Genomic DNA, 11,690 nt, shown 5'->3' on the forward strand with positions numbered 1-11,690 from the left:
CCTTTGTCATTTAAAGAAAGACAAAAAGAGAACGTGCGAGTTAAAACAATTAATGTCTGGTATTACACAAATATAGTAAAGAAGTAGGGATGAAAATCGAAATGGTTTCTATCCCTACTTTTTCATTTTATATACAAATTAAGAACTAAAACTATATACTTTTAAAAAGTAAACTATATAATAAATGTAGAAACGAAAATTTATGAGCAAGGAAGTTGAAAAATATGACATTAACAATGGGCTTTATTGGATTTGGAAAGTCAGCTAACCGCTATCACTTACCTTATGTAAACACACGTAATAATATAAAAATAAAAACGATTTTTGTACGTCAAATAAATGAAAAATTAGCGGCTCCATATAAGGAAAAAGGTGTTTACTTCACTACTGATTTGGACGAATTGTTGAATGACAAGGAAATTCAAGTCGTGACGATCTGTACGCCAGCACATACGCATTATGAATTAGCAAAAAAAGTTATACTAGCTGGAAAATCAGTTATCGTTGAAAAACCATTTTGCGATACAGTGGAACATGCGAAAGAATTATTAGCTTTAGGACGAGAAAAAGGTGTAGTAGTTATGCCTTATCAAAACCGCCGTTTTGATGGTGATTTTTTAGCTGTGAAGCAAGTAATTGAACAAGGGTTCCTTGGTGATATTATTGAGATTGAATCACATATTGATTATTTCCGTCCTGGTTCAATCACTCATGAAGCTCCAAAAGAAGAAGGTTCATTTTACAGTTTAGGTATTCATACGATGGACCGTATGATTTCACTATTCGGCCGTCCAGATACGGTGACATACGATATTCGTAATAATGAAATGGAAGGTGCGGTTGATAACTATTTCGATGTTGGTTTACATTACGGAAATCAGTTGAAGATTAAGCTGAAAACGAACCATGTCGTAGCAAAAGATTATCCACGCTTTATCGTTCATGGAACAAATGGATCATTTATTAAATATGGTGAAGATCAACAGGAAAATGATTTGAAAGCGGGTGTTATGCCTGAGAGTGTAGGGTTTGGTGAAGATTCACCGATGTACTATGGAGTTGCTAAGTATCGTAATGCAAATGGTGACTGGATTGAAAAACAAATTAAAACGCCACTTGGTGATTACGGTCGTTTCTATGATGCCGCGTATGAAACAATTATAAATGGTGCACCAAAACTTGTGAAAGACGAAGAAGCGGTAACGAATATTGAAATCTTAGAAAATGGATTTGCTTCCCCATCACCTTCAGTTTACAAACTTGAGGCTTTACATTTGAATGAATAGAAGAGAGTTTGCAGTATAAAGGAGGTATGGAAATGGCAAGCGGATCAACACAAGTAAAATACCTCGGCATTTATCAAAAGATTAAACAGCAAATTTTAGACGGTGAATATAAAATCAACGAAAAAATTCCGAGTAGCCCCGTCCTTGCTGAAGAATTTGGTGTTTCAGCCCTTACTATTAAGAAAGCGCTGGATCTATTAGTTAGAGACGGCTACATTATCCGCCGGCGCGGAAGTGGAACAGTGGTGCAAGATTGGCGTCAACAGGAAAAGGCACGAATGATTCAAACTTTAACGGGTACGAAAGCTGTATACGGCAGTGAGGTAGAAAGTCAAATTATCGAGTTTGCGATTGTTGGGGCTGATGAAGTAGTTGCTGAGAAATTGGGAGTTTCAATCGGTGATTTCGTCTATAAAATCATTCGCCTCCGCATCATTCACAGCATTCCGACGATTATGGAGCATACATGGATGCCAATTTCGGTTATCCCAGGTGTTGAGGCTTCTGTTTTAGAGGAGTCGATATACTCACATATTCAAAATAAACTTGGTCTTGAAGTAGGGACATCTGTTGTCAGGGTTAAAGGAATTCGCCCAGATGATAGGGAAAAGCAGTTTATGAACTTAACAAATCAGGATTTCCTAATGCGAGTTGAACAAGTAGCTTATTTAACGGATGGACGAACTTTTGAATATTCTTATGCAGATCATCTACCCGAAACCTTTGAGTTTGAAACAGTCATTACTGCAAAAAATTATAAAGAGACATAAAAACCGGTTGAGGCAAGTATTGTCTCAACCTATTTTTATGTCTTCTACAGTTATTATTCATCTGCTGTAATCAGCATGGATGTGTTCCCGGTTTTTTCAAGATGAACTTCTCCCCAGGAACAGAGGGAATCAAGTATAGCTCCTAAAGACGAACCGTAATCCGTTAAAGAGTACTCTACTTTTGGTGGTACTTGGTCATATACTTTCCTTTGAATTACACCATCTTCTTCTAGTTCCCGTAATTGTTGGGTTAACATTTTTTGCGTAATACCAGGCATTAAACGTTTTAATTCACTCGTTCTTTTTGTTCCTTTTTTTAAATGACAAAGGATAACAACCTTCCACTTTCCACCAATAACTTCTAAAGTCGCTTCTACAGGAATATTGTATGTCTTCATAAAAAAAACTCCTTTGATGAATTTAGATTACAGTTGTGAGCCTACATCCGTTGCAATACTAAAATTATTTCTTTTTAGTACCTATAACACTTTAAAGTGCGTACTATTTATTGTGCTAAATATCGGTCATAATAACCGATGTAAGAGAGAAATAAGCAGAATGGCACTTGAAAATGCATATGTTACTTTTTAGTACCTATAACACTTTAAAGTACGTACTTTTTATTAGGATGAATATAATCCATAATAGCACTTGTAAGCAAGAAATGCGTGAAATGTGCTTTGAAGGAGCCATCATGCTATGGGGAATTTTACATGAGAATAATTTGTTGTGTTATTAAAATTAATCCAAGACTTAACAGTTGATTAATTGAACTGTAAAGTTTAAAATTACAGTAAGATTTTTAAAAGTGAGTTGTTAACGTCTGTAAAATGTAGCATGAATAATAGCGATAAATGAAACATTGCTGAATAATTAACATTATGTGAATTTGATTCTAAACTGTAATTTTTTTTAATACATTTCAATAAGCGATATTTAAAATGTACGTTTAATAACATTAAAGGAGTGAGTTAAATATGGTAATTCTATATACAACAGCAAGCTGTGCTTCATGCCGAAAAGCGAAAGCATGGCTTGAAGAGCATCAAATTGATTATATTGAAAAAAACATCGTATCAAATTCTATGACAGTTGATGAGCTTAAATCGATTCTTCGTTTAACTGAAGAGGGGGCTACTGAAATTATTTCAACTAGATCGAAAACTTTTCAGGACTTAAATACAAATATTGATGAGCTCTCGCTAAATGAATTTTATACATTAATAATTGAGCATCCATTAATGTTGCGTCGCCCGATTATGCTGGACGAAAAAAGATTGCAAATTGGTTTTAACGAAGAAGAAATTCGTAAATTTTTACCACGTAGCGTCCGAACATTTTTAAACATTGAACTGCAAAAGCTGGCTAATTAATAAGTAATATTTTTTAGGGGAAGTGGTATAAAAGGAGGAAGCAGAAAATGATAGAAGTATGTGTTACAGTCAATTATAACGATAGAAATTATCAAACAAATGTTATTGTAAGTAAAGATACGATATGGACAAAAATTAAACAATTGGCAGAAGAACAAGTGAAGAAACAATGGAGTCTTTAATGTATTTTTAACTTAAAAAGCTAAAGTGAGTTATGGAATCTATTTCTTTATGCTAAGAGTGGTTCTTATTATATTTTAACGTCTGGCTAACCTATCTGTAATATTTATCCTTTCCGGCAAGAAGACCCCATCTGATTTGGGTTACGGTTGAAACCCAACAATTCAGGTGGAGATGAATTACCGTCAGAAGATAGGCTGAACGCTTTTGTTTCTTTTGTCTTACGATATAATCTGCCCTAGGTAAGGAGGGGATATATCGTAGGACAACTAAATTAGATAAGGATAATCATAATCATTTGGATACTTGGACCAAAAGGAATTACGATGAAGACCATGTTCACATTTTGTTCCGTTCTAAATATTGATTTGTCAAAAGTAATTAACAGTTACAAAAATATTTCTTTCCTAAGAAAAAACACGATTTTAGGAAAGAAATAATTGTAATAAACTCTCTGAGAAAGGTGGTGAAAACAATGGCTAGAAAGAAAGCAGTGAAAGTATTACGGAAACAAAAGAAAAGAGAAACCATGCAACGATTCACGCAGAAACAGAATATCGGACGAGCTTGCCTCACAGCTAAAGAATTTCGTTTACTGCAGCGCATGTCGCATAGTTCAAAAGCGTTGCGAAATGTTGGGCTATACACGATGAAACAAAGTTACTTGAACAATAACAGGATGGCTACTGTAAAAGAAGTGGACACTGCTATGCAAGCCGATACGAACTACTCGGGCGTTCAATCAAACTCTGTTCAAGCGATTCGTAGAGCCGTATTTACAGAAGTAAAAAGCTTTTTTAAAGCGTTGGAACAGTGGAAGAAACATCCTGAGAAGTTCACAGGTCGTCCGAAGTTTCCAAATTATTCTCGTTCCACGGACAAACGAATTATTGAAATCTATCAAGTGCCAAAAGTGGATGAGAACGGATATTGGATCATTCCGATGAATGTGGCATTCAGGAAAAAATTCGGTTCCATTAAAATACGTATGCCTAAAAACTTGAGAAATAAAAAAATCTCCTACATTGAGATTATACCGAAGCAAAAAGGTCGGTTCTTTGAGGTGCATTACACATATGAGATGCACGTTTCTCAAATGAAGAAACCACCCACGACCACGAGTAACGCTTTGAGTTGCGATTTAGGTGTAGATAGATTAGTAAGTTGTGTGACAAATACAGGTGATGCATTTTTAATTGATGGGAAAAAATTAAAATCCATTAACCAGTACTTCAACAAAATGATACGTAATCTAGGGCGGAAAAATATGGACAATGGAATTTCAAAACGTATTGTAACGAATCAAATGGCTGTACTTTGGCACAAACGAGAACGACAAATAAATGGTTACATTTCACAAACTGTAGGCCTGTTGTTCAAAAAAGTGAGAGCATGTAACGTAGATACAATTGTCGTAGGGTATAACGCTGGTTGGAAACAAAAATCTGATATGGGGAAAAAGAATAATCAAACATTTGTTCAAATCCCATTTCACAAACTGATGGCAGCAATTGAGAATAAATGTATAAAAGAAGGCATCCGATTTGTAAAACAAGAAGAAAGCTATACTTCAAAAGCTAGTTTTCTGGATAAAAATCCGGTTCCAGTTTGGTCTAAGGATGGTAAAACTCATTATTGCTTTAGTGGCAAACGAATCACGCGTGGTCTGTACCAAAGTAAAGCAGGAACATGTATCCATGCTGATATTAATGGTGCGCTGAATACATTGAAAAAATCAAAAGTTGTAGAATTAGATGGCAATCTCAAGGTAAAAACGCCGATTCTATTAGAAGTGCAAAAACGTAAGGCTGTTGCTTCGCGCATAGCTTAGTGGGTGTGTCAACCATCCATGTGTACTCGACTTGTCGGGGCTTGTAGCACACGCCGGATTCATCTGAGTGGTGGCTTCTTCTATAAGGGAGAACTGCTCTTTTTCGAAAGGGTGGTGGAAGTGGGAAAACAATCATTCGTTGTCAGTACCAACCAAAAACATACTTGGGGTGTTACCATAAGGTGGCATGAACGCTAGAGCGTCAACTGTCTAGTAATAGACAGAAAAGACCTAGCATTCAAACTCAAGCCCCACTGAAAGGCTTTATCTCAGTAGGGGTAGTTGACGGCTACAGTATGTTAATATATGAGAAACAATATTTTTGATTGTAGGAGGAAAACAATGAACAGCGACTTTACCTTGGCCATACACAGTTTAACTTATTTAGCTTTACAGCCAGACCGGATGTCAACAAGTAATGCTATTTCAGAAAGTGCAGGTGTTCACCCAGTACGCATTCGCAAAGTACTAAGTTTGTTAAAAAAACATAAGTTTATACAATCGAAAGAGGGGACTGGTGGCGGTTTTATTTTCGCTCGCGATTTAGATGAAATTAATCTTTGGCATATTTATCAGATAACCTCTGAAGGTGCTTTGCAGCCGAAGTGTCCAGAATCAAACAATCAGTGTGTTGTAGGTTCGAACATGCGAAAAGTTCTTTTCGCTATTTTCTTAGGTGCTGAAGAGCATCTAGGTGAATACTTAAAGAATTATACAATGAAAGAAGTTGTTGAACTTATCAATCAAGAGCGTTAAGCGGCTTAATTATTATATAGCCGTGAGTTCTTAATACTTAAATGTAATGAAAAATATTACAGTATAATTTGTTTTTATATCTTTTTTATCGTCACAAAAAATATTTATAAGAAGGTGAAACGGTATGATGTCAAATAATAATCATGTTTTAAAAGTAGGAGATTGGGTTCGTGGAATATCAAATGAAGGTGAATTAATAGTTGGTTATATTGTATCACTTGATGATGTAGAGGATATAGTTACAGTTAGTATTGTGAAACGTGACGGCAAGTACACAATAAACGAAGCGATTTTACTCTTTAGTAAACACGTTAACAAACTTCCTGAATCAAAGGTAATAAATAAGGAACAAATCCTTTATCTTATAGATCTTGCATTATTAACAGGGGATGAAGAATGGTTTATCGAGCTTTCTTCAAAATTAAACTCGATAAAAGAGCTAGTTAATGAGGGATTTTAAAATTTAAACTTTTGAGGATGCACACAATCCGCCTTATGGAGAGGACATAATTACTTTTCGCATAAAAGGAAATGATGTAAAAACGATTCATTACAAACATAGAGATATCCCTGAAGAAGAGCCGAACAAACTACAATTAAGATGATATTGAAGTGATTTGTTTGTGTATTCCTGATAACGATAATTATGTAAATGAGCTGTCCATATGGGGCAGCTTTTTTGTTTTTTGCTCAGTGTAGCTTTTTAAATTGTATATGAATTCAATATTAATAATATATATCCTAAAATTTGGTTTTTGTATTTTGGGATTTTTTTCTTTTTACCTACATTAATTATTTATTAGAATATCTTTTATGTTTAAAATAAAATTTTTTGATAAAAGGAGATATAAGTATCTTTATAATAAGTCACCTAGAAAAACAATGTATTATTGTATTTTTTACTAACTAATTCAGCTTTAAGCGATAAAAACAATGGCTACATGCTAACTGTAAAATATTATCCATATAAAATTATTCCGCTTTAATATTTCTGAAAATATAAAAATATTAATTTTATAAATATACACGTTATAATGAGGGCGTCGAGAGAAATTTTATTATCTCTGGAGAAAATATAAAAAATGCGATTATTAGTAAGAAAGGTGTGTGATTAGAGGCGAAATGTATGTAATGTGCTTCAGTGGCTTGTGTAAGAAATATCATCAGTGCTACCGAAGTTATGAAGGTAATGTATAGAATTGAGAAAGAAATGCCTCGCAAATGAAGAGAGGCCGGTTTAGCTAAAATTACTGTTAAAAGTAAAAAAAGAGAAACCATTAAAGTAATACACTGTTATTAGAAATGTTGCAACGTATTTATGAAGTCTATTCTATATTGTTCTCTTAAGAGGTCTTTATATAAAGAGCGGATATTACGAGTAAACTTTTTTGTGAACGCTAACAATTATATTAGGACGCTAACTAGCGAATGTTTCAATTTGGATTCATTATGATGAAGGACATACAAAGTGGGGCAACTTGTAAGGAATTCATTTTCCGAAAAGGGAATATTTGTTAGGTGTAAAGAGAGATGTAGGAATAGATACAAGGGGGAGTTATTATATGAACGGGAATACTGCAAAGAAAATAGAAGTTCAAGCTGAAAATACCGCACTAAAAAATGAGCAATATGCAGATCCGAAAAAGTGGCATAAGCAGGATACTACATGGGCACTCAGTCTATTTGGAACTGCAATTGGAGCAGGGGTGCTCTTTTTACCGATTAATGCAGGTTCAGGTGGTTTATTATCTTTACTACTAATTACATTACTTGCATATCCAGTTATGTACTACTCACATAGGGCGCTTGCTAAAATGATATACGCTTCTAATTCTGCTGATGAGGGGATCACAGGTACAATTAGAGAGTATTTCGGAAATAAAGCGAGTATCATTTTTAACATCGTATATTTCAGTTCAATTTATACAATCGTACTAATGTATTCGGTTGCGCTTACAAATACTGCAAGTAGTTTTATCGTGCATCAATTGCACATGCCAGAGCCTCCAAGGGCTATTTTATCACTTGTATTAGTTCTTGGTCTTATCGCTATACTGAATTTTGGTCAAGATATCACTGTAAAGATCATGAGTATGCTAGTGTATCCTTTCATAGCTTCTCTACTGTTTATCGCAATATCTTTAATTCCACAGTGGAATACGTCAATGCTTAGCTTTTCAGCTGTTTCTACTGCTTCAACAGGAACAGGATATTTGGGAACGATACTGTTGATTCTACCAATCATCGTATTCTCATTTAATCATTCACCTATGATTTCATCATTTGTTGTGAAACAGAGAGCTACGTATGGAATCGAAGCCACTGATGCTAAATGTGCGCAAATACAAAAGGTTTGTTATATCATGACATTCGTTGTAGTTATGTTCTTCGTTTGGAGTAGTGCACTGAGCTTAACTCCAGAGGATTTAAAAATGGCAAAAGAGCAAAACTTATCAATCCTTTCATATCTTGCGAATGAACTTAATTCACCTGTAATCACGATTGCAGCTCCAATTATTGCTTTTGTGGCTATTACAAAGTCTTTCCTTGGCCATTATATAGGAGCGTATGAGGTAATGCGAGACATGATTATCAAGTCCGGTAAAAAACGTGGGAAAGATATAGGAGAAAAAACAGTTAAGACAATGATTCTTACTTTTGTTGTACTAACATGTTGGTATGTTGCTTATACAAATCCAAGTATTCTTGGAATCATTGATGCCCTTAGCGGTCCGTTAGTCGCTGCTATCTTATGTATATTACCAATGTATGCGATCCATAAAGTACCAGTACTTGCTAAATACAAAGGGAAAATGAGCAACGTATTTGTTATTATTGTAGGTGTACTTACTGTCTTAGCAAGTATTAAGTCATTATTCTAATTCACTATTATTGGTATTAGTGTAAAAATAGTTAACATGAAAAACTTTTTGGACAAACTTCTCACATTGGAGAGTTTGTCCTTTTTTAGTCATTCTATCAACTTGCCGACAAACAAGCCACCTTCCAGGCAGAAGGTGGCTTGTTTCGGTATTAATTTATTTTAACTATTCATGTCTGAATGGCCCTTTTGGAGCAATTAGCTCTAAATTAGTACCATCTGGATCGGGGAAGTAGGCAACTCCTGTACCAAATCCAGATTTCTAGCCGTCTTCTTGAAAGATAATTGGTTCGTCATATGGTGCTATCCTATGCCCATCAAGCTAACAAAATGGATTGCCTCTGAAACAAAAAATGATTTTTATTACTATAAAAAACGTAAAGTATCTGTTTTTAGAAAAAATTAATTTTTATAAATTGATGGAGATATAACTCAATTCTTTTATATATTTAGTTAAATATGATTGTCAGAATGAACTTAAAGTAATTATGATTTCTAGAAATACGAACTGATGTTTTGAATTGGTTTAAAGTTGCTGGAACAAAATAAAACCAATTGAGCAAAAAAACTTGCAAAAATAAAAAGAGAGATGTATATTAATTGATGTATCAATAATTGATACATCAATTAATATTTTGACAAGAAAGAAAAGGAACATTTTATGAAGGAAATGTTCGTAAATATCAGTGGAGAAGAACGCAAAATACTTATTCATGTTCTATTACAGATACAAAAAAATGTAGAGAATATTAAAGAATAGAGAGTGTAGGGGGCAGAATAGTGTGGAAATAATCGCAGCTATTTTAGTCGGGATCGTAGCATTAGAACATTTGTTTATCATGATCCTTGAAATGTTTTTTATTGATTCAAAAGTAGCGAAACGTGCTTTCAAATTACCGAAGCATTTAGAAGGAGATCGAAACGTAGCCATTATGTTTGCAAACCAAGGTTTATATAATGGATTTTTAGCGGCTGGTCTCATTTGGGGACTTGTACTTGGGCTCAATCCAATTGGTTATATGGTCCAATTATTTTTCGTGATTTGTGTGGTGATAGCAGCTATTTTCGGAGGTTTCACATCTAATAAATCAATTATTGTGAAACAAGGACTTCCAGCTGTTTTAGCACTAGTTGCTCTTTTATGTATGATATAGAATCAAAGTTTCTCAATAAAAGAACTCATTTTTGAAAAAATACGCTATTCTTTCTTTAGAATTATAGGAAAGGATAGCGTTTTTGTATGTCTATTTCTATATGTAGTGAATTACAACTATTCCTTCAAGGGATTCAACTGCTTTTCAGCTTTTGGATATATTTTCATCCATCTTTGTTTCCTCCTATTGTTGGATAGTGTAATAATTGATAAAAATTTTGATGAAATTGGATTATAATGATTGATCAAAAAAGCTAGTGATTAAAAATATTATTCTTTAGTACATACATTTTTAAGATGTTAAATATATTTCATAATAGTCTCTGTAAGATAAGGGTAACTAGAATAGTACTTTTTATAACTTTGAATATCATTCATAATAGCACCAGTAAGAAGAAAACAAGCTTTACGGTACTAGTCACCAAAGATGTTACAGTAGTTTATTTAGAATCAGATTGATTGAAAGGTTGTACTATATGGCCTAATAATTTCGGAAAAATGTCGGTGTGGCATAAAACAATTATGGAGGTTAAAGATATGAGTACTTCAAATTTGAATGAAATAAGTAAACGAATTTTAATAGAGGAGGAAACACTTCAATTTTCCTCTTTTACAAATGAAGATGCACTGCAACTAGGTTTATTTATCGTTGAAACAGCGAAGAAAGAGGGGAAATTGATTGCTGTTGATATAACGAAAAACGGTGTGCAATTGTTTCATTTCAAAATGACAGGGACAAATGAGGAAAATACGAAATGGATTGAGCGTAAAAAACGAGTCGTTTCTCTGCATGATCATAGCTCGTATTATATGCAGATACAAAGTGAAATAACTGGAATCTCATATAATGAAAAATATCTTTTAGATACTTCGGAATATGCTGCGTTTGGTGGCTGCTTTCCTATCAGAATAAAAGACGTAGGGGTTATTGGAATGATAACAGTTTCGGGATTACCACCAGAAGAAGATCACGAATTGGTTATAAGAGCAGTTAAGAATCATCTGAAGCAATAATAAAAAGGCCAAAACGAACAAGAATATGTTCATTTTGGCCTTTTTATTATTCATTTCATGTAATGAACATAGATCTAATCTTTTTCTAATAAATACATGAGTACTAAAAGATATTAGGGAATGAAGAATCTTTAATCCGAGACACTTTTCTTGACGATGATAATTTATGTAGTTAATATGATAGATATAAAATAACTTAATTACTTTTAATAATTAAATTATTTTATATAAGTTATAGTAATTAAGTAGTATGTGGTAAAAATGCTTTGAATTGCCACTATTAATATTGGGGACAATGAGAAAGCGACAAATATAAAAAATTTGAAGTTAAGAAGCAAGAGTGAATCAACAATGATAGTAGCTTCTGTACAATGCATTTTTACTATAGTGACAATGACTATACATCACGAGGGGGACTGAACTTGGAATCAATGACCTTTGTTTTT

Annotated in this window: 11 protein-coding genes and 4 pseudogenes; 13 read left to right on the forward strand and 2 right to left on the reverse strand. The window is 33.8% G+C overall.

The genetic code is table 11. The features are described from left to right. The 3 genes and pseudogenes from DN403_RS31995 to DN403_RS27245 all read left to right on the forward strand — a co-directional run. A pseudogene (locus tag DN403_RS31995) lies at window positions 1-70 on the forward strand (winged helix-turn-helix transcriptional regulator); the annotation flags it as partial. A 154-nt stretch (window positions 71-224) separates the two neighbouring features. Continuing rightward, on the forward strand, window positions 225-1,286 hold the full coding sequence (locus DN403_RS27240) for an oxidoreductase (RefSeq protein WP_000176638.1): 1,062 nt from the start codon (window positions 225-227) through the stop codon (window positions 1,284-1,286). Between the two features lie 32 nt (window positions 1,287-1,318). Next, window positions 1,319-2,056, forward strand: a complete 738-nt coding sequence (locus DN403_RS27245) for a GntR family transcriptional regulator (RefSeq protein ID WP_000146283.1) — start codon at window positions 1,319-1,321, stop codon at window positions 2,054-2,056. 53 nt (window positions 2,057-2,109) lie between these two features. Here the strand turns inward: DN403_RS27245 and DN403_RS27250 are convergent, their stop codons facing one another. Then, on the reverse strand, window positions 2,110-2,454 hold the full coding sequence (locus DN403_RS27250; RefSeq protein WP_000860831.1) for a winged helix-turn-helix transcriptional regulator: 345 nt from the start codon (window positions 2,452-2,454) through the stop codon (window positions 2,110-2,112). 579 nt (window positions 2,455-3,033) lie between these two features. Between DN403_RS27250 and spxA the strand changes: the two genes are divergently transcribed. The 8 genes and pseudogenes from spxA to DN403_RS27290 all read left to right on the forward strand — a co-directional run bounded on the left by spxA (window position 3,034) and on the right by DN403_RS27290 (window position 9,078). Next, a complete protein-coding gene (gene spxA / locus DN403_RS27255) occupies window positions 3,034-3,429 on the forward strand; it encodes a transcriptional regulator SpxA (RefSeq protein WP_000236191.1) in 396 nt (131 codons plus the stop codon). 47 nt (window positions 3,430-3,476) lie between these two features. After that, on the forward strand, window positions 3,477-3,611 hold the full coding sequence (locus DN403_RS27260; protein ID WP_000573531.1) for a BA3454 family stress response protein: 135 nt from the start codon (window positions 3,477-3,479) through the stop codon (window positions 3,609-3,611). 317 nt (window positions 3,612-3,928) lie between these two features. Then, a pseudogene (locus tag DN403_RS32415) lies at window positions 3,929-4,013 on the forward strand (transposase); the annotation flags it as partial. Window positions 4,014-4,084: 71 nt separating this feature from the next. Then, window positions 4,085-5,440 (forward strand): RNA-guided endonuclease TnpB family protein, encoded by a 1,356-nt coding sequence (locus tag DN403_RS27265; RefSeq protein WP_149185952.1) that lies wholly within the window; start codon window positions 4,085-4,087, stop codon window positions 5,438-5,440. 342 nt (window positions 5,441-5,782) lie between these two features. Further along, window positions 5,783-6,196, forward strand: coding sequence for an Rrf2-family transcriptional regulator SaiR (saiR, locus tag DN403_RS27275; RefSeq protein ID WP_001083466.1), 414 nt, complete (start codon window positions 5,783-5,785; stop codon window positions 6,194-6,196). 124 nt (window positions 6,197-6,320) lie between these two features. Continuing rightward, on the forward strand, window positions 6,321-6,656 hold the full coding sequence (locus DN403_RS27280) for an IDEAL domain-containing protein (RefSeq protein ID WP_000987461.1): 336 nt from the start codon (window positions 6,321-6,323) through the stop codon (window positions 6,654-6,656). Between the two features lie 7 nt (window positions 6,657-6,663). Beyond that, a pseudogene (locus DN403_RS27285) lies at window positions 6,664-6,801 on the forward strand (DUF3888 domain-containing protein); the annotation flags it as partial. Window positions 6,802-7,758: 957 nt separating this feature from the next. Then, the gene (locus DN403_RS27290; protein ID WP_149185953.1) at window positions 7,759-9,078 is read left to right on the forward strand and encodes an aromatic amino acid transport family protein; all 1,320 of its coding nucleotides are present in this window, start codon (window positions 7,759-7,761) and stop codon (window positions 9,076-9,078) included. Window positions 9,079-9,243: 165 nt separating this feature from the next. Here DN403_RS27290 and DN403_RS27295 read toward each other — a convergent pair. After that, window positions 9,244-9,372: pseudogene (locus tag DN403_RS27295) on the reverse strand (VOC family protein); the annotation flags it as partial. A 487-nt stretch (window positions 9,373-9,859) separates the two neighbouring features. Here DN403_RS27295 and DN403_RS27300 point away from each other — a divergent pair. Together DN403_RS27300 and DN403_RS27305 are read left to right on the forward strand one after the other, a co-directional pair. After that, entirely contained in the window at window positions 9,860-10,231 is a 372-nt protein-coding gene (locus DN403_RS27300) for a DUF1304 domain-containing protein (RefSeq protein ID WP_000402472.1), read from the forward strand. Window positions 10,232-10,728: 497 nt separating this feature from the next. Further along, window positions 10,729-11,244 carry a heme-degrading domain-containing protein gene (locus DN403_RS27305; protein ID WP_074789785.1) on the forward strand — a complete coding sequence of 172 codons (516 nt, stop codon included), beginning with the start codon at window positions 10,729-10,731 and terminating at the stop codon, window positions 11,242-11,244. Window positions 11,245-11,690 lie beyond the last annotated feature (446 nt).

This window comes from Bacillus sp. AY2-1 (genome assembly GCF_008368965.1).
Lineage (GTDB): Bacteria > Bacillota > Bacilli > Bacillales > Bacillaceae_G > Bacillus_A > Bacillus_A thuringiensis_S.

Coding starts and splice junctions, on each gene's coding strand:
- DN403_RS27240 (WP_000176638.1), top strand. CDS start 225: ATGACATTAACAATGGGCTTTATTGGATTTGGAAAGTCAGCTAACCGC.
- DN403_RS27245 (WP_000146283.1), top strand. CDS start 1,319: ATGGCAAGCGGATCAACACAAGTAAAATACCTCGGCATTTATCAAAAG.
- DN403_RS27250 (WP_000860831.1), bottom strand. CDS start 2,454: ATGAAGACATACAATATTCCTGTAGAAGCGACTTTAGAAGTTATTGGT.
- spxA (WP_000236191.1), top strand. CDS start 3,034: ATGGTAATTCTATATACAACAGCAAGCTGTGCTTCATGCCGAAAAGCG.
- DN403_RS27260 (WP_000573531.1), top strand. CDS start 3,477: ATGATAGAAGTATGTGTTACAGTCAATTATAACGATAGAAATTATCAA.
- DN403_RS27265 (WP_149185952.1), top strand. CDS start 4,085: ATGGCTAGAAAGAAAGCAGTGAAAGTATTACGGAAACAAAAGAAAAGA.
- saiR (WP_001083466.1), top strand. CDS start 5,783: ATGAACAGCGACTTTACCTTGGCCATACACAGTTTAACTTATTTAGCT.
- DN403_RS27280 (WP_000987461.1), top strand. CDS start 6,321: ATGATGTCAAATAATAATCATGTTTTAAAAGTAGGAGATTGGGTTCGT.
- DN403_RS27290 (WP_149185953.1), top strand. CDS start 7,759: ATGAACGGGAATACTGCAAAGAAAATAGAAGTTCAAGCTGAAAATACC.
- DN403_RS27305 (WP_074789785.1), top strand. CDS start 10,729: ATGTCGGTGTGGCATAAAACAATTATGGAGGTTAAAGATATGAGTACT.